The sequence below is a fragment of the Patescibacteria group bacterium genome (assembly GCA_041667185.1).
Taxonomy (GTDB): Bacteria; Patescibacteriota; Patescibacteriia; order SG8-24; family SG8-24; genus JBAYFM01.
Window position 1 is genome coordinate 56,262 of record JBAYFM010000003.1, and the last position, 22,622, is coordinate 78,883.

Sequence of the window (22,622 nt, forward strand, 5' to 3'; positions counted from 1 at the left end):
TCGGGTATGATGAAAGCGTGAAGTCAACCTTGTGGATAAGTCTTTCAGACATATGACCACCAAAGAACCGGCCAAACTCACCAAGCGGCAGGCCCAGATCATGAAGTTCATCGTGGACCGGATCCGGGACGATGGTTATGCGCCGTCCTACCGCGAGATCGGCGAGAGCCTGGGCGTGAGCTCGACTGCGACGATCCATGAGCACATCAAGAACCTGGAGGAGAAGGGTCTGTTGGAGCGCGATTGGCGGGCGGCGCGTTCGATTCAGGTCGCTCCGGCGGTCATGCGCGAGACGCGCGGCGTCAGTCTGCAGCTTGCCGGACTTATCACGGCCGGCGAGCCGATCGAAGCGATCGAGGAGCAGGAGCAGATCGACGTGCCGGCGCAGCTGGTCTCCGATCCGGCCAATACCTATGTCTTGAAGGTCAAAGGCAATTCCATGATCGAGGACGGCATCAATTCCGGCGATTACGTCATCGTCGAGCGGCGCAACACTGCCCGCGACGGCGAGGTGGTCGTGGCCTTGCTCGAGAACATGTACGCCACGCTGAAACGGTTCTATAAGGAGAAGGGTCGCGTGCGGCTGCAGCCGGCCAATAGCACGATGTCGCCGATCTACGCCACCGATGTCGCGATCCAGGGCGTGGTGCGCGGGCTGATCAGAGATTTCAACGCCGCTTCATTATAATAATTGATATTTTGGACCCGATTTTATGTCCTCACTTAACGAGAATTTACGGTCAGTTGTCGCTTCGGACGAGGTGTTTCGCAGAGACAATAATATGACGGCGGCCGCGATGGAAGAAACGCTTCTCGGTGTTCAAGAAGCCGTCGTTAAAATGTGGGCTGATTGTCGGCATGGGACCCGGGAAACAATGGGTAGGCGCGCCGCCAACCTGATTTACGGAGCGCTGTTGGCCGTCAAATCTGCTGGGATCGATGATATAGACAGCGCTTTGAAGAAGCGACTGGAGGAGATCAATTCAACACCCTAATTTTCATTAATAAAATGGAAACGCCGCCCCCGTGGAAAGGAAAGCGGCGTCTCCGGCGAGCGGCCGGCCTAAGCCGGAAGCTCAGCCACGCGGAGTGGCACCGTCATCGTATCATCTGTATGGCGCATCGTAAATTAAGGGCGTTCTATCGTCAGCTCTTCGGATCCCTGCTGGACGTCCTGTCCCTGGCGTAACCCCCATTGCTTGTCTTGAAAAGAACGACTCCTCGCATGAGGAGCCGTTCTTTTTTTTGTTGGTCACTTGACCGAGATGGTCAGTTCTTCGCCCTTGGCGTCGATCGAGACCGTGGCTTCGTCGCGGACCTCGCCGTTGATGATCTTGAGCGCCAGTGGATCCAGGATCTCGCGCTGCAGCGCGCGCTTCAGCGGCCGCGCGCCGAAGACCGGGTCATAGCCTTTCTGGGCCAATACTTTGGCCGCTTTCGGCGTCACCTTAAGCTTGATACGCTTGGCGGCCAGGCGCTTGGCGACGCGCTCGATCTGGATGTTCACGATCTCGGCGATATTCTCCGGCGAGAGCGACTTGAAGACGATGATCTCGTCGAGGCGGTTCAGGAATTCCGGTTTGAAGCGGTCCTGGAGCAGGCCCAAGATCCGGCTTTTGGTCGAATCTTTGGGCGCGGAGTCGCGGTCGCCGAAGCCGATGGTGTCGAGTCTGGTGCCGGCCTCGAGGATGACGTCGGACCCGACGTTCGAGGTCATGATGATGATGGTGTTCTTGAAGTTGACGCGTCGGCCTTTGGCGTCCGTGAGGCGGCCGTCATCGAGGATCTGCAAGAGAGTGTTCCAGACGTCGGGGTGCGCCTTTTCGATCTCGTCGAAGAGCACCACCGAATACGGCTTGCGCCGGACGAGCTCGGTCAGCTGGCCGCCCTCTTCGTGGCCGACGTAGCCGGGAGGCGAGCCGAGCATGCGCGAGACCGTGTGCTTCTCGCCGTACTCGGACATGTCGAGGCGGATCATGGCGCTCTCGTCGTTGAACAGGTATTCGGCGAGCGCCCGGGCGAGCTCGGTCTTGCCGACGCCGGTGGGACCGAGGAACAGGAACGAACCGATCGGCCGGTTTTCTTCGGCGATGCCGGCGCGCGACCGGCGCACGGCGTTCGCGATGGCTCGGACCGCTTCGTCCTGGCCGATGACGCGACGGGTGAGCACGGTCTCAAGCTGCGCCAGCTTGGCCGCTTCCTCCTCGAGCATCTTGCTCACCGGGACGTTCGACCAGCGCGACACGACGGCCGCGATGTCCTCTTCGGTCACTTCTTCTTTCAGATAGCGTTTGTCTTTCTGGAGTTTCTTGAGTTTGATCTCGGCGGCGGCCATCTTCTTTTCCGCTTCCGGGATGCGGCCGTAGCGGATCTCGGCGACCTTGTTCAGGTCGGATTGCCGTTCGGCGATCTCCGCTTCCTGTTTCAGTTTTTCGATCTCTTTCTTGCCGCCGCGGATGGAGCCGATGACCTCTTTTTCGCTCTTCCAAGCCAATTCCAGGCCGCCATACTTTTCCTTGAGATCGGTCAGTTCCTTTTCCAGTTCTTTGAGCCGGGCGAGCGATTCTTTGTCCGACTCTTTCTGCAGGGCGCGCTTCTCGATCTCCAGACGCATGATGTCGCGCTTGAGTCGGTCGAGTTCCTCGGGTTCGGAGTCGATCTCCATCCGGAGCGCCGAGGCGGCTTCGTCGATGACATCGACGGCCTTGTCCGGCAGGAAGCGATCCTGGATGTAGCGCGCGGTCAGTTTGACCGCCGCGACGATGGCTGGGTCGGTGATGCGGACGCCATGATGCAGCTCGTAGCGGTCCTTGATGCCGCGCAGGATGGCAGTGGCGTCCTCGACCGACGGTTCGTTGACCAGGACCGGCTGGAAGCGGCGTTCGAGCGCCTGGTCCTTCTCGATGTGTTTCTGGTATTCCTTGAGCGTGGTCGCGCCGATGGCCCGCAGTTCGCCGCGCGCGAGAGCCGGCTTCAGCATGTTCGAGGCGTCGAGCGAGGAGCCGTCGGCGGAACCGGCGCCCACGAGCGTGTGCAGTTCGTCGATGAACAGGATGATGCGGCCGGCGGACTGTTCCACTTCTTTGACGACGGCTTTCAGCCGATCCTCGAATTCACCGCGGAATTTCGAACCGGCCACCATGGAGCCGAGATCGATGGCGACGACCTCCTTATCCTTGAGCGTCTCCGGCACGTCGCCCGAGACGATGCGCTGGGCCAGGCCTTCGACGATGGCGGTCTTGCCGGTGCCGGCCTCGCCGATGAGCACCGGATTGTTCTTGGTGCGGCGCGAGAGGACCTGCATCACGCGGCGGATCTCCTCGTCGCGGCCGATGACCGGGTCGAGTTTTTCCTGGCGCGCGAGCTTGGTCAGGTTGCGGGAATATTTTTCCAGAGCCTGATACTTCTGTTCCGGCTCCGGCGAATCCACTTTTTGGGTGCCGCGGATCTCGGCCAGGACCTTCAGGACCGGTTCGTGGGCGACGCTGGAGCGTTCGAGCAGGGTTTTGATCGGAGAAGGGGATTGTAGCAGCCCCAGGAGCAGGTGCTCCGTGGAGATGTATTCGTCGCCGAAACGCGAGGCTTCTTTTTCCGCGATCGCGAGGATCTTGGCCACAGCCTGCGAGACGAGCAGTTGGACGGTCTCGCCGCCGTGTTCGGCGGTCGGCAGCTGCTTCCGGGACGTTTCGGCGGCTGCGATGAGCGCGCCGATGTCCGCGCCGAGTTTTTTCAGGACTGAAAGGACGACGCCGTCTTTCTGGTGCAGCAGCGCCAGCAGCAGATGCAACGGTTGGAGTTCCGGATTTTGCGCCTCCATGGCGAGGGTGTAGGCGGCTTCGATGGCTTCGCGGGCTTTAGTAGTGAAATTTTGTGGCAACATATTATAGATTAGCACTCTCAATGCTTGAGTGCTAATCCGTATTTTACCCGCGCCGGCGCGGTTGTCAAGCTGGCGGATAGCCGGATCGTCAGGGTGGGGGAGCGTGATCAAGCTCCAGGCAAGCACTGGTTTAATGGTAAATCTGCGGCTATTCTCAGCGTCGGAATGATGAGGTAAACTGACCGCGCAGCGTCTTATGAAAGTGGATATCTTAGGGGTCAAGATAGATGCGGTGACGAGGGCCGAAGCCCGACAGCGGGCGGTCGATTTTTTGGCTGGTTCCAGGGGTTTTCGGGTCTTTACGCCGAACCCGGAAATGCTGGTGCTGGCGTCCCGCGACGCTGATTTCAAAAAGATCCTGAATACGGCCGACCTGGCCATTCCGGACGGGATCGGCTTGCTATTGGCGGCTCGCTACGGCGGGCGGTCTTTGCCCGAGCGGGTGACCGGCACGGACCTGATGCAGGATCTTTGTGCCGCAGCCGCGTCTCGCGGGTGGAAAATCTTCCTGTTGGGCGGCGAGAATGGCGAAGCAGCGGCGGCGGCCGCGGCGCTCAAAGAACGCCATCCGGACATCAAGATTGTCGGCCATGACGAAGGCGGACGGGCGTTCACGGACGCGAGTGGCCGGGTCAGGCTCCAGGCGGCTGTTTTGGATAAGATCAAGGCCGCGGCGCCGGAGATCCTGTTCGTGGCGCTGGGCCATGGTCGGCAGGAGAAATGGATCGCTGATAATTTGGCTGAACTATCATCCGTGCGCGTGGCCATGGGTATCGGCGGCGCCTTTAATTTTATCGCCGGCCGGTCGCTTCGAGCTCCTCGGTTCTTCCGGCAAAGCGGTTTGGAGTGGCTGTGGCGCCTCGCGGCCGAACCCTGGCGCTGGCGCCGCATCTGGACCGCGGTCGTCGTTTTCCCTTATTTGGTGTTAAAATCGGAACGCTGATATAATGTATAGGTTATGAATACTGTTCGAGTACGCTTTGCGCCATCTCCGACGGGTTTTTTGCATATCGGCGGACTCCGCACCGCTCTCTATAACGAGTTTTTTGCCCGGCGCCATGGCGGAACGTTTCTTTTGCGTATCGAGGATACCGATCAGACCAGATATGTGCCCGGAGCCGTGGAAAACCTGTTGCGCACCTTGGAATGGTCCGGAATCAAGCCTGATGAGGGTCCGTATTTGGACGCGGCCGGCCAGATCCAGGAAAGAGGGGAACACGGACCTTATATCCAATCCCAGCGTCTGGAGATTTATCGCCAGTATATCGCGGAATTGCTTGAAAAAGGCCGCGCTTACCGCTGTTTTTGCACGTCTGAAACACTTGATGAGATGCGCAAGAATCAGGAGGTTTCCGGCCGTCCAGTCATGTACGATCGCCGCTGTCGGTCAATCAAGCCGGAGGACGCGGCGGCGCGCGCGGCGGCCGGCGAGAAACACGTGATCCGCCTGCTCGTGCCGGCTGTCGGCCACACCGTGGTCGAAGACGCCATCCGCGGCACCGTCAGTTTCGATAATTCCGTGGTCGACGATCAGGTCCTGATCAAGTCCGATGGTTTTCCGACCTATCATCTGGCCAATGTCGTTGATGATCACCTGATGGGCATCACACACGTCATCCGCGGCGAGGAGTGGCTGCCGTCGACGCCGAAGCACGTGCTGCTTTATCAGGCTTTCGGCTGGATCGTTCCAGTTTTCGCTCACGTGCCGCTGCTCTTGAACCCCGATCGCTCGAAACTTTCGAAACGGCAGGGCGACGTGGCGGTCGAGGATTACCGCAACAAGGGCTATTTGCCGCAGGCCATCATCAATTTCGTCGCGCTGCTCGGCTGGAATCCTTCCGGCACCCAGGAGATCTACGCGAAACAGGAACTGTGCGACAAATTCGAACTCGGCAAGATCAACAAAGGCGGCGCGGTCTTCAATAAAGAAAAGCTTGATTGGCTGAACCGGGAATACATCAAACAGATGAGCGAAGAGGATCTGTTGGCCGCCGTCCTGCCGTATTACGTCGCGGCTGGCTATGCGGCCGAAGCCCTGACGAGCGGGGTGTTGAGCCAGGTCTTCCGCCGGGCCGTCGCTCTCGAACGTTCGCGCGTGGCCGTCCTGTCCGAACTCGTGGCCGGTACGGAATATCTTTTTCAGAGTTCGCTCGTCTACGACAAGGCGATCCTGCCCTGGAAGAAATCGACCGCCGCCGTGGCCGTCGAACGCCTGCGGGGGATCATCGACTTGTTGGAGAATATTCCGGAAACGTCTTTCGACGACGCCAAGGCCATCGAGCAGGAAGTCATCAGGTTCATTGCCGATCGCGGCTGGACCAACGCCGAGACCTTGTGGCCGATGCGGGTGGCGCTCACCGCGCGGGCGGCTTCGCCCAGCCCGTTCGAAGTGGCTTGGGCACTCGGGAAAAAACTCACTCTGGAACGTCTGAATTCCGCCTTAAACGCGTTGAAATGAAGCGTTTTGATTTAACATCGAAGGCGAAGATCGCGGCCGCGGCCTTGCTTGTCGCCGGCTTGAGTTTCGCGTCCATGTCGTTGCCGGTCAGTGCGGTGGAAGACGCGGCGTCCACCAGCGCTGTCGCGGAGGGTTCCGATCTGCGCGATCAGATCAATGAGATCAACAGCGATGTCAAACAGAAGAAGACTGATCTCGAAAATCTGAATCGCAAGATCGAGGAGTACCGTGCGCTCGTGGCGAAGAAACAGATCGAGTCGGCTTCGCTCGAGGATGAATTGGCCCTGATCGACAACAAGGTCGCCAAAGAGGAGCTGTCCATCGATATCGCGCGGAGCGAGATCCGCAGTTTGGAACTGGAGATCGACACGCTGAACAAGCGCATCGCGGCGGATGAGGAACAGATCGCCGAGGAGAGGAAACTTCTGGGCGGACTGGCGCGCAAACTTTATCGCACGCAGATGAATCGTGGCACGTTCGAGATCCTGCTCGCGAACAAGAATTTCTCGGATTTCTTCGACGCCTTACATTCGATCACGCGGCTGCAGCTCGCGGTGGATTCGACCCTGGGCAAACTAAAGGTATTATTCGACGATCTGCAGACGGAAAAAGCCGGGCGCGAGACCGCTCGCCAGGACAGCCTGGCCCGGAAGCGCGCCCTCGAGGTGGCCAAGATGGAACTCGAGGACGAGAAAGCCCTCAAGGACGAACTGCTCACCAAGACCAAATCGTCCGAACTAGAATATCGCTATCTGCTCGCGGACCTGAAGCATGAGCAGAGCGAAGCTGATTCCGAGATCATTTATCTCGAGAAGACGCTGCGCCAGAAGATGAACATCGCCGATCGCCTGGGCAATTCGAGCGCGGTCCTGTCCTGGCCGGTCGTGCCGGCCCGGGGCCTGTCTTCGATCTACCATGATCCGGATTATCCGTTCCGGTACGTTTTCGAGCATCCGGCGATCGATATCCGCGCGTATCAGGGCACGCCAGTGCGGTCATCAGCCGCCGGCATCGTCACCAGGGCCAAGAACGCCGGCATGGGCTATAGCTACGTCATGATCATCCACAACAACGACCTGGCGACTGTTTACGGCCACCTTTCCAAGATCACGGCCAAGGAAGACACTTTTGTGGAAAGGGGAGAGATCATCGGCTATTCCGGCGGCATGCCGGGTACGCCAGGTGCCGGGCGCATGACCACCGGACCACACTTGCACTTCGAGACTCGCCGCGGCGGCATCCCGGTCGACCCGATGAATTACCTGGTCGCGGCTTACTAGCTCAGAACATCAAAAATACCCGCCTCCGACCTCTAGGGGAGGCGGGTATTTTAAGGCCATCTAGTGTCTCACAATATATCTTAGACGACACATGTATCTTAATTATAAGGCTGGCGTGTGGTTTGGACGCACCTCTGATTCCTGACGTCTGTGGTCAGGATTTTGTATCCGATCATCACATCATTATTTTCGCGCCGCTGGGTCGCCTGCTGGGCTCACTGGTCTTGTTGGCCGACTTTGCACGTCAATCGGTCACGATGTCTTTACTGGCCGGTCGCAAATTCTTTAACTCCATTATTTGGCTAACTTTAGCTAAATTATTGACTTATAAGCTTGTTTTTTGGCTTATTTAAGCCATTTTTTGATCTTCAAACGCGACAGGGAATTGTGATCGGCCCACTCACCCATCTCCGATCTTTACGCCGACACGATCATTACAAAAAAGCACCACCGGCAGAGCGGTGGCGCTTGAGAGCGGATCGGCGATCAGCCGATGAGATTGAACTGGAGTTCGTCTTCGGCTGCGGTTGCGGAGACGGCGCCGGAGATCTTTGTCCCATTTTCGATCGAGACGGTCTTTGAGGTCCGCTTCGGAGCCTGGCTGGCGGCGGCGAATCGCCGGTCGGCTGAGGCGTTGTCCGTGGGCGGAACTTGCGACCGGACCATCTGACGGGCCACGTAGTTCACGGCGCCCAGGCGCGATCTTCGTTCCTGGATGCCGGAAGCGAGTTCCATGGCGACCGTGAGCCAGGCCGATTGATCGAAGTTCACCTGGAGGTGAGCCGCGACGTCGGCGAGCGCGATCGCGAGTCCGATCCGGCAATCCGTGTCCGTGATCAGGTGGTTGAATTGCTGGGCCTTGAGGTACGCGGCCGTGGCGAGCGCAGGCTGGCCGCTGGAATATGCGAGCTTGGCCATGGCGCAAGCCTGGCGCGTCGCCAGGAACACGCGGTTCTGTTTGCTCGGCGTCCAGTAGCGGTCATTGTCCAGCACCTCGAGCGCAGCGACCAGCGCCGGCCGCGTATTGCGGTTCAGGCGAGAAGCGGTCGCGGCGAGATCCACGAAAGCCTGCAGGCGCTTGGCCTGGCTTTCGATGTCGTGTGCTATGATGAGCGCTTGCTCTTCGACCTGGCGCAGACAAGCGATGACCTCGGCGTGAGCGGCATACCGGACCGGAGGCCGCAGCCGCGACAGTAGGGCGAAGCCGCTCGCGAGGAGCGCGGACATCTTTCGGACAGCGAACCGGGCGACTTCAGCCGCGCGGTTGAATTTGGCGGTTGCGCCAGACTTGATCCGCGACAGATGTTCATTCAGCGATGTTCGGAAGTCAGCAGTTCGCAAAGAAACGCCGTTCATGATGTCCTCCTTGATCAAAGACTGATGGTGATTTGTAAGGTGCGATATCCGCATAAGATACGGACCTCGTTTTTTATCATAAAAAAGCCGTTTTGTCAACCCTCGGACGCATGAAAAGTCAGCCTTATTTTTGAATAAAAAAAGACGCCCTCAGGCGGGCGTCTTAACTGTCGAGTTTCTCAACCACGCGCGTCAGGCGCGGCATGGACTTGATCCGGCTGCGGATGCAGGCGACCTGCACCACGTCGCCGGGTTCGACTTGGAGATAGAGATGGCGCGGAACCTCGATCTCGACCGGTCCCCAACCCGCATCAACGGACAGGGTGTGGAATTCCGGCTGGCAGACCTCGTACATCATGGGCAGCTGACCCATCGGCTGGAACTGCCAGTCCTCGGTCATGTGCTCGGGTACGTAGTGCTTGGCGAGAACCCTGGCTCGCGTCTTGGTCTCCAGAAGCCACCAGTTGTCCATGGCGTGGATGATGCCGGCGATGAGCGCGGAGCTCAGGATCGCGAGAAAGACCAATGCGATCAGCGCGATGGAGATGCGACTCCAGTCGATGGCGGCAAACGCTTGTCGCAGCATTTGATCGAACAGACCTGCGTTCATGTGATACGCTCCTTGGTTGTTGAAAGAACCGTTTCTGTTTGGCTGCGGGAACGTCAAAAATATAGTCTTTTTCGCGAAAAAGTCAAGGTGGTTTATCCCCTATCACCGCCTCGGGAGGTGTTTAGGTGATAGGCTTTAGTTGTCAGCCGCCGCCTGTTTCCAGAAAAACAGATCGAGCAGGATCGCGAGGACGAGTCCGATGATCTGGTCGCGGCCCCAGACGCCGTGATACCAGTGCAGGACCGCGACATACCAGACCAGCGTGTACGGGGCGAAAATGAAACCCAGGAGCGGGATCCACCAGTCCCGAAGCAGGCCCTCGAACCAGTCGTTCAGGATCAGGTAGATGAAGACGCCTCGCGGGGCCAGGAGTCCGGACATGATGATGAGCCAGCGCATATGGAATAAGTATAGCATTTTTACGCGTTCGCCGCGCGAGGTCCTCTCTGACTGGGTTGGCGCCAGCGGGGCGGAGGAACAAAAAACGCGCCGACGAGCGGCGCATTTTTGGTTTTCAGTCCTTATTTGACGGCGATGAAGATATCCTTGTCCTCCGCCCAAAGGCGTTTGCCGGCGCGGATGGCCGAGGCGGCATAGCCGTTGCCAGCGTTGCAGCCGTTATGGCACTGCGTCGCATAGACGGGATGTTCGGGATAGCCGTTGCGTTCCAGATAATTCAGCGTCCATTCGGCCGAGCATTTCAGGTCTCGCGTGCATTCGAGCGTGATCTTGTGAAGTCTGTAATGGATCTGAAAATACCCATGCGCGCGGCCGTTGTCGCCGATAGCCAGGCCGTAGAAACGCGATTCCTTCCAGGCCATGCCCAGGAGGGTTTGGGCGCAATCCTCGTCGTAGCCGCTGGCTTGGCAGACCTCCAGCAGGATCTGTTTGATGGTTGGGGGCTGCTCGGGGCCATAGACGACCGGTTCAGCCGACAGTGGCTCCGCTCCCTGGTAATTCAGATCAGCGGTCAGGGTTTGGCCGGTGTAGAGGTCGAGCAAGGAGGCGCCACCCGTCGCGGCGGCTGGTACGGCCGACCAGGCGAAACCGACCATAAAGACGGCGATATAAGCCCGTCTTAAGGTCCACCAGGAGGCTGGCGCGATCAATTTTTTGGCTAATTTATGCATATATTTTGGAGGGCCGTTTGGAGACCCAACCGAGCAGACTAGCACGTTTTGATCGTTTTGTCAACGGTGGGAGGTGGTTGGTGGCAGTGGTGTGAGGCTCGGTTAAGGCGGGGTGCGGGGCTTTGTTTGGGGTCGTGAGGAGCGGAAAACTTACGGCGTAACCTCTCTTTTCAACCTCGGCTGACGCCGAGGTTCTCTGATAGTGGCGAAAAAAAAACGACCCCTTGGAAAAGGGGTCGGGTGTGGAGAGAAAGAACGGGGGCCGGATCAGAGCGTTCGGCGCGGACCGAGGATCTGGGTGATCTCGGGGGTATAGATCGTTTCACGCTCCAGTAAGACCTGGGCCAGAGCGTTGAGAAGCTCGCGTTTTTCGGAGAGGAGCTTCTCCACTTCGGTGTTGCAGTCGGCGATCATCTTGACGATCTGTCCGTCGATGAGCGTCGCCGTCGTCTCACTGAAGTCGCGGTCGCCGTAGCCAGAATCAAGGAAGGCTGCCCTGTTCTTGGCTCCGAACGTCCGCAGTCCCAAGGCCGGCTCGTCGGTCATCGCATAGTCGCAGATCATGTGATGAGCGAGATTGGTGGCTCGCTCAAGGTCGTTCGACACTCCGGTGGTGACATCGCCAAAGACGAGATTTTCGGCCATGCGGCCGCCCAGGAGTATCTTGATCTGGGCGAGGAGTTCGGACCTGCGGTAGAGCGGCATGTCGCGTTCGGGCAGGCTGAGCGTGACGCCGAGAGCGAGGCCACGCGGGATGATCGAGACCATGTGGACCGGGTCGCAGCCGGGAGTGAACCACCCGACAAGCGCGTGTCCGGCCTCATGAAAAGCGATCGTCCGTTTGGTCTCGGGAGTGAGGAAAGAGCTTTTGCGCTCCGGCCCCATGATCACTTTTTCGAAGGCGTACGCAACGTCTTGGTGGTCGACGCTTTTCTTGTCGGCCTTGGCGGCGCGCAGAGCGGCTTCATTCAAGAGTTCCTCGAGGTCGGCGCCGGTCATGCCGGGCGTACCACGGGCGATGACGCTAAGGTCGACGTCAGTTGCCAGTTTGACGCCGCGAGCGTGGACTTTGAGAATGGCTTCCCGGCCGACGAGATCCGGCTTCGGGAGGACCACCTGGCGGTCGAAGCGGCCAGCGCGGGTCAGCGCCTGATCGAGGATCTCGGGGCGGTTCGTGGCGGCGATGATGATGACGCCGGCGTTGTTGGAAAAACCATCCATCTGGACCAGGAGTTCGTTCAGGGTCTGTTCGCTTTCGTTGTGGCCGCCGCTCGAGAAACCAGCGCCTCCGCGTTTGCGCCCGATCGCATCGATCTCGTCGATGAAGATGATGCAGGGTGCGTGGCGTCTCGCTTGCGTGAAGAGGTCACGGACGCGCGCGGCGCCGACGCCGACGAACATCTCGATGAAGCCGGAGGCGCTCGCTGAAATGAACGCCACGCCAGCCTCGCCGGCCATGGCGCGCGCGAGAAGCGTTTTGCCGGTGCCGGAAGGGCCGACGAGCATGATGCCTTTAGGCGCCCGCCCGCCCAGCGTCGTGAATCGCGACGGGTTCTTGAGGAAGGTTACGAGATCTTTGACCTCGTCGACTGCCTCATCGACCCCGGCCACATCGGTAAAGCGCGTTTTGATGTCCTTGCTTCGGATGAGTTCGAATTGGGACTTTCTATGATCCTGAGCTTTGTCGAAATTACCGCTCGTTTTTTTGTTCCATTGTAAGAAGCCCCAAAGAAGAGCGATTGGCAGTACGAGCTTCAGGATCAGTATCCAGCCCCAGTTGCCTTTACCCGATGCCGGGTTCTCCGCGAATTTGACGTCGTGTTCTTCAAGTTCGCGGTAGACCAGTTCGGTATTGGTGGAGTAGCTGCGCACGATCTCGTTCGATTTGGTCCGGCTGTGGATCCGGCCCTGGTCGATCGTGGCTTCAACGATCTCTCCCCTCTCGACGAGATCGAGGAATTCGCTGATGCCGACGGTACGTTCAGGGCGCGCCGCGTCGCCACGCTTCATGTAATTGAAGACCAGGATGGCAAGAGTGACGAGCGCAATCCAGAGCAAGAATGATCGGATACGGTTACTGTTTATCTGGTCCATGGGCAGACCTCCTTGGTCCAGGTTGCAGTGGTTGTCAAAGATCCAAACAGGCTTATTTCTAAGCCAAAAATGACCTTAGCAAAAGGCCCGAGATAAGGGAAGTGTCGCCTCGCTGCCGCCTTATTTGGTCGATCCGTCCTTGAAACGGATGAAGATCCGTTCATCGTAGCGCAGGTCGATATAATCCAATTCCGACCGCCGGTCGCCAATCTTGTCGCGAAGGACTACAGCCAGACGCGAGGCCTGGACGTCAAAAGGCGTGTTCGAGGTCAGGTAGACGCGCCAGCCGGACTCCATGACGGCTTCGACCGAGTCTTTGCCGTTCATGAGTCTGAACCAGACTGATTGTTCGGCCAGGTCCGGCAGCCGGGCATGCGCCTGCAGGATGAGCGACAGGAGCGCCGGCGGAACCACGACATCGCCGGGCGCAGCGGTTTTTTTGTCAGCCGCGCCGATGATCAAGGGATAGCCGCCGTCTAGCCGGTCGGAGGGTGTTTTGGTCTGGATGGCCGGTGGTTTGGTTGATGGTGGCGATAATGGCGCGGCCGCGGTTTCGGCGGCGGCGGTGGTGGCGGCGTCGGCCGGCGTTTCCATGGCGCTGATCTCAGGCGGCAACCGCGTGATGGTCTTGATTTCGCGGTCGTTGGTTTCACGTATCACGAAACCGGTCCCATCGAGCGCCCAGAAACGTTCGTTGTCCCAGTAAACGGCGCGGACGGTTTTTTCCCTGACGGAAATAGTGAGCTGGTTCGGTAGTTTCTTTTCGATCTTCAGGTCGTCGAAGATGAAATTATCGCTGATCATCCGCGCGGCCGAATCGACGTCGAAGATCAGGATGTTGTCCTGCGGCAGGATCAGCCAACTCATCCGGCGGAATTGGCCGTAGATAAGTTCTTTTACGGAGTCGACCGTCGACGGCGAGGCGTTCTCGATGCGGACGTCGGTGATGCGGAACCAGGGCGCCCAGAACGCCGCCCAGAAAGCGATGATCAGGACGGCGCCGGTCGTGGCTGTAGTCAGGAACAGGCGCGAGGGCCAGAAAGGGCGGTGGTTATTTTGTCCCGCCCGGCGCGGCGCGGACCAGCCACTGCTCGAGCGGCGGCGCTGCCAGGATCCGGCGATGGAGATGGGGCGTCCGCGTTGAATGCGTCTCATAAGTTTTTCTTTCCCCCACTCTGTCCGGGCGCGTAGATCCGCGTCAGACGGCCGTTTCGGCGCCCGCGTTTCAGGGCCAGGGCGATGAGTTTATCAATGAGCCGGCCATAGGACAGGCCGGAGGCCGCCCACAGCTTGGGGAACATGCTGATGCTCGTGAAGCCCGGCAGTGTGTTGATCTCGTTCAGGTATACTTTCGGCTGTTTGTCGCGGCTGAGCAGAAAATCAACGCGAGCCAGACCGTAGGCTTCGAGTGCGGTGAAAGTCCGGGCGGCCAGCTGGCGGATGAAGGCGGCGAGAGCCGGTGGTAGCGGCGCCGGGATCAGCGCTTGGGAGCGGCCGTCGATATATTTGGCTTCGTAATCGTAAAATTCGTTGGAGGGTACGATCTCGCCCAGGACCGAGGTTTCGGGCGCATCCGTGCTGCCGAGGACCGCGCATTCGATCTCTCGCGCCCGCTCGACCGACTTCTCGACCACGACCTTGAGATCATAACTCAGGGCGAGCCGGATGGCGGCGAGCAGTTCTTTGAGGTGATGTGCTTTGCTGATGCCGACCGAGGAGCCGAGATTGGCCGGTTTGACGAAGACCGGGAAACCGAAGCGATTGATGATATCGCGGACGATTCCTTCTTGGTTCCGTTGCCAGGCTTCATCAGTGAAATCCAGCCAGGGCACGACCGGCAGCTTTTCGCGTTCAAGGATCTTTTTTTGTACGGCCTTGTCCATGCCGACGGCTGAACCTAGCACGCCGCTGCCGACGTAAGGGATACTCGCGAGTTCCAGAAGACCCTGGAGACAACCGTCTTCGCCGCCCGTGCCGTGGACGAGCGGAATGGCGACGTCGATGCCGACGGCGCGGCGGTTGGCGCCGTTGAGCCAGCTTGACCCCGGTTGCGCCAGAACCGCCCCGGATCTTTTTCCGGACATTAGGGTTTTGGCCTGTCCCGCCGGCAACAGCGACTGGTCGCGCAGCCAGCGGCCGGCGCGATCGATGCGCACGGGCAAAATCGAATATTTCGCCGGATCCAGCGCGGCGATGACCGAGGCGGCGGACTGGAGCGAGACTTCGTGCTCGCCCGAGCGTCCGCCGCAGATGACGGCGATGTTCAGTTTCTTTCTCATTTGGACGGAATTCGCGGCGTCAGCGGATTGATCCGCGTGACCGCTTCGTAATTGATCGTTGAAAGCCGGGCGGCGAGTTCCTCGGCGGAAACGCGGTCGCGGCCCTGGGAACCGATGAGGGTGGCGATCTCGCCGGGTCTGAGATCCGGCACGGCGCTCGCGTCGACCACGCACATGTTCATGCAGACGCGGCCCACGACGCGGCAGCGCCGGCCGCGGATCAGGACTTCGCCGACCGAGGACAATCCCCTGCCGAAACCGTCCCAGTAGCCGACGGGCAGGACGGCCAGCTGCGCGTCTTGTTTCAGGCGTTCGGTGAGTCCGTAGCTCACTGGCGCGCCGGCTGGCATTTTTTTGACCTGGGCGACGACGGTCTTCCAGGCGAGAGCCGGGCGCAGGTCGAGTCGGCGGCCGAAAGCTTTGGTCGAAGCTTTGGTCGAAGCTTTGGTCTCGGGCGACGGCCAGAGGCCGTAGAGCGCGATGCCGACGCGCACGGCGTTGAAGCGCGATTCCGGGTACAGGATGGCGGCGGCGCTGCAGGCAGTGTGGATGAATTTCGGTTTCAGGCCGGCGTCAGCGATGGCAGCGAGCGCGCTGTGGAAACGCTTGAGCTGCAGCCGGGCGTAGGTCGGATCGGTCGTGTCCTCGATGTTGGCGTAGTGGGTGGAAACGCCTTCGAGAATGACGTGCGGCTGGCGTCTGACGAGCTTGAGGATCGCGGGCAGATCAGCGGCCAGTACGCCCTGGCGCGAGGTGCCGGTCTCGATCTTCAGATGGATTCTGGCCGGGTGTTTTTTGGTCGCCAGACGACCGGCGGCTCTGATGGTTTCAGGATTATAAACCGTGAAGCTGAAGCCGGACTTTATCGTTTCTGCCAGCGAAAAATTCGGGGTGTAACCGAGGATGATGACGGGTCGGCGGACGTCGGCGGCGCGGATCGTTTGAGCCTCGGATAACTGATCAACGGCAAAAACATCGACGGCGTTTTTCACGGCGCGGGCGACCAGGGCCAGGCCATGGCCGTAGGCGTTCGATTTGACCACGGCGATGAGTCTGACCTCGCGGCCGATGAGCCGCTTCAGCTCCCGCGCGTTATGCGCGAGCGCCGAGGTCGATATCTCGAGCCAGGTTTTGCCGGGGGGCGTCTTCATGTTAGGGCGGATCGGGTGCCTGACACCGGATCGCGGGTCATCATTTCGCGCCGATGACCGTGCGGCCGCCCATGTACGGGACGAGCGCCGGCGGGATCGCGATGGAGCCGTCCTCCTGCTGGAAGTTCTCCATGATGGCGATGAGCATGCGGCCGATGGCGAAAGCGGTGCCGTTCAAGGTGTGGGCGAATTGCAGTTCCCCGCTCTTGCGTTTGACGCGGATGTTCAGACGGCGCGCCTGCCAGTCGGTGCAGGTCGAGGTGGAGTGCGTCTCGCGATAGGTGTTTTGCGACGGGATCCAGGTCTCGATGTCGAACTTGCGCGCGGCCGGGTCGCCGAGGTCGCCCGAGACGATGCCGAGCACGCGGTACGGGAGGCCGAGGCCTTTCATCAGGCGCTCCTCGATAGAGAGTAGGAATTCATGTTCGGCGTCGGAGTGCTCCGGCAGCGTGAAGGAGAACATCTCGATCTTGTCGAACTGGTGGACGCGCAGGATGCCGCGGACGTCTTTGCCATAAGAGCCGGCCTCGCGGCGGAAGCAGGTCGAGAAAGCGGCGTAGCGCTTCGGGAGTTCGGTCTCCATGAAGATCTCGTCGGCATGCATCGGACCGATGACATGTTCCGAGGTGCCGATGAGGAAGAGGTCGTCTTTTTCCAGATGGTAGATCTCGTCGCGGCCGCGTTCGAGGTAGCCCATGGCGCCGAGCGATTTTTCGTTGATCATGACCGGGGTCACGAGCGGGACGAATTTTTCGGCGAGCAGGATGTTCCAGGCGTACTGGATGAGCGCGAACTCGAGCAGCACCGCCTCGTTCTTCAGGAAACCGAAGCGGGCGGCGGCGACCTTGGCGGCGCGTTCGGTGTCGATGAGGTCGAGTTCCTCGCCGAGCGTCATGTAGTCGCGCGGCTTGAAACCGAAGCTGGTGGTCTGGCCGACGGTGCGGATGCTGTAGTTCTCGGAATCGTCCTTGGCAATGACGACGTCCGGCCGCGGCAGATTCGGGATGAGGCGGAGCAGTTTGTCGAGTTCGGCGGCCGCGGTCTCGAGCCGGGCTTCGATCTCCTTGAATTGGTCCTTGAGTTTCTTGAGTCCGACGGCTTTGGCTTTCTTGACCTCGACATCCTTTTCTTTGGCCAGCGCCTCGGATTCGCGGTTCTGCTGGGCCTTGATCGTCTCGGATTCGCCGATGAGCGTTCGGCGTTCGGCGTCCAATTTAAGGATGGCGTCCACGTCAACGTCGATATTCTTAGCCTTGGCGCCAGTCCTCACGGCTTCCGGATTTTCGCGAATGAATTTGATGTCGAGCATATGAATCAGTCATGGGACAACCCCCGGCGTTCTTGAGGCCGGAAGGTTTATCCCCGCGTTTTCAGCGCGGCAGCTAGCCGCCGCATTTTCTGCGGAGTGGGATAAAAAAATAAGGCAGTGATCAGCCTTAATATGATGCCACTTTTAAGCCCGAGCCGCAAGAATGAGGTGTGCTTAAGTCTCTCTCTGCAGCCTACTAACTCGGCGGGATTGCTTCGGCGCTGCACGCCTCGCAATGACGGCGGGGCTAGGTACGCGCTTTCCCCTTTCATCCAATGGACTGCGAGGGACGGGTTGCGGTGATGACATGAATAGTTTCATGTATCAAAAGAGGAGCCTTGTGGCTCCTCTCATTGGTATTTCTGGATTCCCGCCTGCGCGGGAATGACATTCTAGTCTTTTTCCTCCGGCCGTAGCGTCGGGAACAGGATGACTTCTTTGAGGTTGTGCGAGCCGGCGAGCAGCGCGGCCAGGCGGTCGATGCCCATGCCGAAGCCCGCGGTGGGCGGCATGCCGACCTCCAGGGCCTCGATGTAATCTTCATCCAGCCGCTGCGCCTCGGCGTCTCCGGCCTCGCGGGCCTTTTCTTGCTCCATGAAGCGCGCCCGCTGGTCGATCGGATCGTTCAACTCGGAGAAAGCGTTGCAGAGCTCAGTCCCCTGTCCGAGGACGAGCTGGAAGCGTTCGACGTAGCGGCCATCCGACGGCATCTTTTTCGCGAGCGGCGAGAGTTCGAGCGGGTGGTTGGTGATGAAGGTCGGGTTGACGATCTTCGGGCGGACGAATTTCTTGTAAAGGTTATCCATGAGCTTGCCGCGGCCGTCGGAATCCTCGACTTTGACGCCGCACTGGGCGGCGACGTCCGCAAGCGAATGGCGATCGGGATATTTTTCCAGATCCGGTCCGCCGAACTTGATGAGCGCGTCGCGGAACGTGAGGCGTGGATACGGCGGCGTGAAATCAATGACCTGCCCGTCATGCTCGACCTGTAGCTTGCCGCAGGCTCGGTCGACGATCTGTGGCAGCAGCCGCTCCGTGAGCTTCATCAGGTCGTTGTAGTCGGCGTAGGCCTGGTAGAATTCGATCTGGGTGAATTCGGGATTGTGCAGGTGGTCGATGCCTTCGTTGCGGAAGCAGCGGGCGATCTCGAAGACGCGCTCGTAGCCGCCGACGATCAGGCGCTTGAGATAGAGTTCCGGCGCGATGCGGAGGTATAGGTCCGTATCTAGGGCGTTGTGATGCGTGATGAACGGTTCCGCCGTGGCGCCGCCGGCCAAAGGCTGCAGGATCGGCGTCTCCACTTCCATGAAGCCTTCCCGCGTGAAGAATTCGCGGATAGTGCTCACGATGGCGCTGCGTTTCACGAAAATGGCGCGGACCTCGGGATTGGCGACGAGGTCGAGATAGCGCTTGCGGTAGCGGATCTCGGTGTCCGAGAGACCATGCCACTTGTCCGGCAGCGGGCGCAGGGCCTTGGCGAGGATCGTGAGGGCCGTCGCTTCGACGGAGCGCTCCCCTCTTTTGGTCAGGAAGGCTTTGCCCTCGACGCCGATGAAATCGCCGTGGTCGACGTTGGCCTGGAAAAAATCAAAGACCGACGCGCCTAAAAGGTCGCGCTTCAGGTGCAGCTGGATCTTGCCGGTACCGTCCTCAAGGTCGGCGAAACAGGCGCCGCCATGGCCGCGGACCGCGCGAAGGCGTCCCACGACCGCAATCGGCGTGCCGGCGGAAGCGAGCGCTTCAAAATCGGACAGGACCTGGGCGATGGCGTGCGAACGTTTCGAGATCGCCGGATACGGGTCCACGCCCGCAGCGATCATGTTGCGCATCTTTTCGAGCCGGACGGCTGATTCCTCGAGAGGATTTTGATCCATAAAAGTCAGCGGCTGGGTTCCTAGCCGATGGAAATGATGCGATATCTGACCGGTCCGGATGGCGCCGCCACTTCGACCTCGTCGCCGGCGCGTTTGCCGATGAGCGCCTTGCCGATCGGCGATTCATTGGAGATGAGACCTTGGAGCGGCGAAGCTTCGGTCGAGCCGACGATGGTGAGATCCTTCTCTTTGCCATTCACGTTCACTTTGACCCGGGCGCCAATGCTCACGACATCTTTTTTGGTCACTTCAATGATCTCGGCGCGCATGATCTGATCCGCAAGGTCGATGATATGGCCCTCGGTGAAACTGTATTCTTCCTTGGCCTCCGTGTAATCAGCATTCTCGCTGAGGTCGCCAAGCTCCTTGGCTTTCTCGATGCGAGCCGCGATCTCCTGCCGTTTCTCGGTCTTGAGAAAGTGCAGTTCCAGTTTCATCGCTTCCAGTTTTGCCTTCGACACGTACAATGGTCCGTTCATAGTTCGAGACGCGGTTCGGCCGTTCATCGCGGCGCCGGGTGATTCAATAATAGCGGTCAATTGACCGGCGAGTCAAAGTTTTTCAAGCTCGTCTTGGCATAAAGTCCAGAGTAACGGCGCGGGTGGGAGGTGTCAAGACGTGGGAAGTGCAGGAGTCAGGGAGAGACGGAGTCAGGGAGAATTAACCTTGATTGACTCCGCATCTTCGTTACTCCATGACTGCGTCACTTCCTGCTGAAATACCACTCGTAAAAGCGCCGGGCCACGGCCGCGCCTATTTGCGAACCTTCGCCGCCCTCTTCGACGATCACGGTCACGACGATCTCCGGATTTTCGTAAGGCGCGAAGGACGTGAACCAGGCGTGGGTATTCTTGGTCTGGCTCCATTGGGCCGTGCCAGTCTTGGCCGCGACGGCCACAGGCAGCGCGGCGAGCGAGCGGGCGGATCCGGTCGTGACCGCTTGCCGGAGGCCGCGGCGGACGATGTTGATCGTCTGGGGGCTGACCACTTGGGCGTTGAGCAGTTTAGGTTCGACGACCTGGCGCGTGCCGTCGCTCGAGGTCACGGCGTTCACGAGGCGCGGCTGGAAAAGCTTGCCGCCGTTCGCAAAGACCGAAGTCATGGCGGTGATCTGCAGCGGCGTCACGAGGATGTCGCCCTGGCCGATGGCGAGATGATAGGTATCGCCGATGTACCACTGTTCGCCCTTGACCGTCTCTTTCCATTCCTTGGTCGGCAGGAAGCCGTCGCCTTCGCCGGCGAGGTCGAGTCCCAGCCGGTCGCCGAGGCCGAAACGCCGGGCGTAAGCGTTGATGCGATTGACGCCGAGGCCTTCGATTCGGTCGTAGCCGCCGCCGATGGCATAGAAGAAAGTGTTGACCGATTCGGCGAGCGCCTTGGCGACGTTGGTCGGTCCGTGGCCGCCGGCTTTCCAGTCCGGAAAATACCATTTGTCGATGCGGATGCCGCCGGTCGACAGCACGGTCGTGTTGGCGGTGATGAGTTTCTCTTCGAGAGCGGCCGCGGCGATGACCAGTTTGAAGACCGAACCTGACGGCAGGGACGCGGCGATGGCACGGCTGAACATCGGATTGTCGGTGTCGCCGGCCAGAGCGCGGTAGTCTTCGGTCGAGATGCCGCTCGCAAACTTGTTGTTGTCGAAAGCCGGGAGGCTGACGAGCGCCAGGAGTTCGCCGGTGCGCGGATCGAGCGCGATCAGGCTGCCGCGGGTCTTGTGCCAGGCTTTCATCTCGGAGACGAGGATGTTCTCGGCTTCCCGCTGAACCTCGAGATCGAGCGAGAGCACCAGATTGCTGCCCGGAGCGCCGGCGTCTTCCGCGACCACTTCGCGCGAGCGGCGCAGAGCATCCACCTCGATCGTCCGTCGGGACGGCTGACCGCTCATGACCGCGTCATAGGATCTCTCTAGGCCGCTTTTGCCCACCAGATCAGGAGTGAAAGCGCCGGTCTGGGAGCTTAATTCGGCAGTCGTCGGCCGCCCCTGATAGCCGAGAACGTGCGCCAGTGATGAAGCGCCGGTCGCCGCCAGGTAATCGCGCCGCGTGCCAATCTTGAGCTGCAGGGCGGGTTGAGAGCCGGCCTCGATCTCGATCTTAACCGCTTGTTCGTGCGTTAGATGCTCGGCGATCACGACTTGGCCCAGCGACGAAGCGCCGCGTTCGGCGAGCCGTTCCTCGATTTCGACCGGGCCGATCCCCAGGATTTCCGCCAGTTGAAGGACCAGGTCGCGCCTGGCTTCCTGGTCGGCCGGCAGGTCGGCCGGAGTGATGGTCACGGACAGATCCGGAACGTTCTTGACGAGCGGCGAGCCGTTGCGGTCGTAGATGATCCCCCGCTCCGCCGCCGACCATTCGGTGCGGATGCGGTTGCCTTCGGCGCGTTCGCGGTACTTCGCGCCGCTGGCGAGTTGGAGCTGCGCCGACCGGAGCACGATAGCCGCGAGGCTGGCGAGCAGGATCATAAAGATCAGCAGGATCTTTCGTGGCGGCACGGTAAGCCCTAGATAATTGCCGGTTATGGCGAGCTCGTCGCTGGAGCCGGCGCTGACGTCGGTCGGCATATCATCAATTGCGGTCTTGCTGCCGGCTCCGGTCAAATTCAAGGACGCTCCGGTCTCGTAGTCCGGGAACGGATTGTTGATCTGCGGCTGTGGCATGTTGGATCCGAAGAAGTTCATGTTGCGCGGCGGAAACGGTTGAGGAAAAAACGGCCGGTCCTTCTGGCTAGGAACATCAGGACGAGCGCGGCGGCGAGCTGGACGGCGAGATCGGCCGCGAACCAGCCAAGCCAGTCCGTCCAGGCCTGGTCGGCTAACCTTAGGATGCCGGGCCAGCCCGCGGCGAGGCCGATCAGTGTGAAGATCAGGCGGCTCGCGAGATAGGTCAGAGCGTTCAGCGCGGCGAACGACAGGTAGGACAGGTTCGTGAAGATCAGGTTGAAAGCCAGGATCGTGGCGAGGATCGCGGTTGTCCGCGCGAAAATTTCAGCTCCCGGCGGAGCGGCGAGCAGGATGTCCAGGATGAAGCCGGAGATTACGGCGACGGCCAGAGCCTGGCGATTTCGAAAATTCGCGACCAACCCGACCGCGAGGATTAGTGTCGGGTCGGCGGTCGACCAGGGCGGCGGCAAGAACGCACTCCCGGTGGTTTGTGCCAGGGTGAGGATCGGCACGCCGATGATCAGCAGATACCAGGCAGACAT

20 protein-coding genes are annotated in these 22,622 nt (G+C 60.0%); 6 read left to right on the forward strand and 14 right to left on the reverse strand.

Translation table 11 applies throughout. The annotated features are described in order from the left end of the window. The first annotated feature begins 52 nt into the window (after positions 1-52). Both lexA and WCT10_01630 read left to right on the forward strand, forming a co-directional pair. A complete protein-coding gene (gene lexA, locus WCT10_01625) occupies positions 53-688 on the forward strand; it encodes a transcriptional repressor LexA (protein MFA6603524.1) in 636 nt (211 codons plus the stop codon). Positions 689-797: 109 nt separating this feature from the next. Then, positions 798-995 carry a hypothetical protein gene (locus WCT10_01630; GenBank protein ID MFA6603525.1) on the forward strand — a complete coding sequence of 66 codons (198 nt, stop codon included), beginning with the start codon at positions 798-800 and terminating at the stop codon, positions 993-995. A gap of 257 nt (positions 996-1,252) precedes the next feature. Here the strand turns inward: WCT10_01630 and clpB are convergent, their stop codons facing one another. Continuing rightward, positions 1,253-3,880 (reverse strand): ATP-dependent chaperone ClpB, encoded by a 2,628-nt coding sequence (gene clpB / locus WCT10_01635; protein MFA6603526.1) that lies wholly within the window; start codon positions 3,878-3,880, stop codon positions 1,253-1,255. Positions 3,881-4,076: 196 nt separating this feature from the next. On the opposite strand from clpB, the gene WCT10_01640 reads away from it, so the two are divergent. The 4 genes from WCT10_01640 (at position 4,077) to WCT10_01655 (ending at position 7,971) form a co-directional block, all read left to right on the forward strand. Next, a complete protein-coding gene (locus tag WCT10_01640; GenBank protein MFA6603527.1) occupies positions 4,077-4,823 on the forward strand; it encodes a WecB/TagA/CpsF family glycosyltransferase in 747 nt (248 codons plus the stop codon). A 15-nt stretch (positions 4,824-4,838) separates the two neighbouring features. Continuing rightward, the gene (gltX, locus tag WCT10_01645) at positions 4,839-6,338 is read left to right on the forward strand and encodes a glutamate--tRNA ligase (protein MFA6603528.1); all 1,500 of its coding nucleotides are present in this window, start codon (positions 4,839-4,841) and stop codon (positions 6,336-6,338) included. Then, complete coding sequence (locus WCT10_01650) at positions 6,335-7,618, forward strand: peptidoglycan DD-metalloendopeptidase family protein (GenBank protein MFA6603529.1); 1,284 nt, start codon at positions 6,335-6,337, stop codon at positions 7,616-7,618. Before gltX ends, WCT10_01650 begins: the two co-directional genes overlap by 4 nt. A gap of 122 nt (positions 7,619-7,740) precedes the next feature. Further along, complete coding sequence (locus tag WCT10_01655; protein ID MFA6603530.1) at positions 7,741-7,971, forward strand: hypothetical protein; 231 nt, start codon at positions 7,741-7,743, stop codon at positions 7,969-7,971. Positions 7,972-8,104: 133 nt separating this feature from the next. Here the strand turns inward: WCT10_01655 and WCT10_01660 are convergent, their stop codons facing one another. The 13 genes from WCT10_01660 to WCT10_01720 form a co-directional block, all read right to left on the reverse strand. Continuing rightward, a complete protein-coding gene (locus WCT10_01660) occupies positions 8,105-8,974 on the reverse strand; it encodes a hypothetical protein (protein MFA6603531.1) in 870 nt (289 codons plus the stop codon). A 163-nt stretch (positions 8,975-9,137) separates the two neighbouring features. Next, complete coding sequence (locus tag WCT10_01665) at positions 9,138-9,584, reverse strand: hypothetical protein (protein MFA6603532.1); 447 nt, start codon at positions 9,582-9,584, stop codon at positions 9,138-9,140. A gap of 135 nt (positions 9,585-9,719) precedes the next feature. Next, a complete protein-coding gene (locus WCT10_01670) occupies positions 9,720-9,983 on the reverse strand; it encodes a hypothetical protein (protein MFA6603533.1) in 264 nt (87 codons plus the stop codon). A 122-nt stretch (positions 9,984-10,105) separates the two neighbouring features. Further along, positions 10,106-10,714 (reverse strand): hypothetical protein, encoded by a 609-nt coding sequence (locus WCT10_01675; GenBank protein ID MFA6603534.1) that lies wholly within the window; start codon positions 10,712-10,714, stop codon positions 10,106-10,108. A gap of 267 nt (positions 10,715-10,981) precedes the next feature. Next, positions 10,982-12,808 (reverse strand): ATP-dependent zinc metalloprotease FtsH, encoded by a 1,827-nt coding sequence (gene ftsH, locus WCT10_01680; GenBank protein ID MFA6603535.1) that lies wholly within the window; start codon positions 12,806-12,808, stop codon positions 10,982-10,984. Between the two features lie 120 nt (positions 12,809-12,928). Next, a complete protein-coding gene (locus WCT10_01685) occupies positions 12,929-13,963 on the reverse strand; it encodes a hypothetical protein (protein ID MFA6603536.1) in 1,035 nt (344 codons plus the stop codon). Further along, a complete protein-coding gene (locus WCT10_01690; GenBank protein ID MFA6603537.1) occupies positions 13,960-15,087 on the reverse strand; it encodes a D-alanine--D-alanine ligase family protein in 1,128 nt (375 codons plus the stop codon). The genes WCT10_01685 and WCT10_01690 overlap by 4 nt, the downstream gene beginning before the upstream one ends. Further along, complete coding sequence (gene alr / locus WCT10_01695; protein ID MFA6603538.1) at positions 15,084-16,238, reverse strand: alanine racemase; 1,155 nt, start codon at positions 16,236-16,238, stop codon at positions 15,084-15,086. The genes WCT10_01690 and alr overlap by 4 nt, the downstream gene beginning before the upstream one ends. 40 nt (positions 16,239-16,278) lie before the next feature. After that, positions 16,279-17,547: a serine--tRNA ligase gene (gene serS, locus WCT10_01700; protein ID MFA6603539.1), complete on the reverse strand. Its 1,269-nt coding sequence runs from the start codon at positions 17,545-17,547 to the stop codon at positions 16,279-16,281. Between the two features lie 392 nt (positions 17,548-17,939). Further along, positions 17,940-19,421, reverse strand: a complete 1,482-nt coding sequence (lysS, locus tag WCT10_01705) for a lysine--tRNA ligase (GenBank protein MFA6603540.1) — start codon at positions 19,419-19,421, stop codon at positions 17,940-17,942. Between the two features lie 20 nt (positions 19,422-19,441). Then, positions 19,442-19,900 (reverse strand): transcription elongation factor GreA, encoded by a 459-nt coding sequence (greA, locus tag WCT10_01710; protein MFA6603541.1) that lies wholly within the window; start codon positions 19,898-19,900, stop codon positions 19,442-19,444. A gap of 224 nt (positions 19,901-20,124) precedes the next feature. Beyond that, entirely contained in the window at positions 20,125-22,098 is a 1,974-nt protein-coding gene (gene mrdA, locus WCT10_01715) for a penicillin-binding protein 2 (protein MFA6603542.1), read from the reverse strand. Further along, positions 22,095-22,622, reverse strand: coding sequence for a hypothetical protein (locus tag WCT10_01720; GenBank protein ID MFA6603543.1), 528 nt, complete (start codon positions 22,620-22,622; stop codon positions 22,095-22,097). Before WCT10_01720 ends, mrdA begins: the two co-directional genes overlap by 4 nt.

Bases quoted from the DNA above. Each gene is read 5' to 3' on its own strand.
- gltX (MFA6603528.1), top strand. From the start codon at position 4,839: ATGAATACTGTTCGAGTACGCTTTGCGCCATCTCCGACGGGTTTTTTG.
- mrdA (MFA6603542.1), bottom strand. From the start codon at position 22,098: ATGAACTTCTTCGGATCCAACATGCCACAGCCGCAGATCAACAATCCG.
- WCT10_01660 (MFA6603531.1), bottom strand. From the start codon at position 8,974: ATGAACGGCGTTTCTTTGCGAACTGCTGACTTCCGAACATCGCTGAAT.
- lexA (MFA6603524.1), top strand. From the start codon at position 53: ATGACCACCAAAGAACCGGCCAAACTCACCAAGCGGCAGGCCCAGATC.
- ftsH (MFA6603535.1), bottom strand. From the start codon at position 12,808: ATGGACCAGATAAACAGTAACCGTATCCGATCATTCTTGCTCTGGATT.
- WCT10_01685 (MFA6603536.1), bottom strand. From the start codon at position 13,963: ATGAGACGCATTCAACGCGGACGCCCCATCTCCATCGCCGGATCCTGG.
- WCT10_01670 (MFA6603533.1), bottom strand. From the start codon at position 9,983: ATGCGCTGGCTCATCATCATGTCCGGACTCCTGGCCCCGCGAGGCGTC.
- greA (MFA6603541.1), bottom strand. From the start codon at position 19,900: ATGAACGGACCATTGTACGTGTCGAAGGCAAAACTGGAAGCGATGAAA.
- clpB (MFA6603526.1), bottom strand. From the start codon at position 3,880: ATGTTGCCACAAAATTTCACTACTAAAGCCCGCGAAGCCATCGAAGCC.
- WCT10_01630 (MFA6603525.1), top strand. From the start codon at position 798: ATGGAAGAAACGCTTCTCGGTGTTCAAGAAGCCGTCGTTAAAATGTGG.
- serS (MFA6603539.1), bottom strand. From the start codon at position 17,547: ATGCTCGACATCAAATTCATTCGCGAAAATCCGGAAGCCGTGAGGACT.
- alr (MFA6603538.1), bottom strand. From the start codon at position 16,238: ATGAAGACGCCCCCCGGCAAAACCTGGCTCGAGATATCGACCTCGGCG.
- WCT10_01650 (MFA6603529.1), top strand. From the start codon at position 6,335: ATGAAGCGTTTTGATTTAACATCGAAGGCGAAGATCGCGGCCGCGGCC.
- WCT10_01690 (MFA6603537.1), bottom strand. From the start codon at position 15,087: ATGAGAAAGAAACTGAACATCGCCGTCATCTGCGGCGGACGCTCGGGC.
- WCT10_01665 (MFA6603532.1), bottom strand. From the start codon at position 9,584: ATGAACGCAGGTCTGTTCGATCAAATGCTGCGACAAGCGTTTGCCGCC.
- WCT10_01675 (MFA6603534.1), bottom strand. From the start codon at position 10,714: ATGCATAAATTAGCCAAAAAATTGATCGCGCCAGCCTCCTGGTGGACC.
- WCT10_01640 (MFA6603527.1), top strand. From the start codon at position 4,077: ATGAAAGTGGATATCTTAGGGGTCAAGATAGATGCGGTGACGAGGGCC.
- WCT10_01720 (MFA6603543.1), bottom strand. From the start codon at position 22,622: ATGTCTGCCTGGTATCTGCTGATCATCGGCGTGCCGATCCTCACCCTG.
- lysS (MFA6603540.1), bottom strand. From the start codon at position 19,421: ATGGATCAAAATCCTCTCGAGGAATCAGCCGTCCGGCTCGAAAAGATG.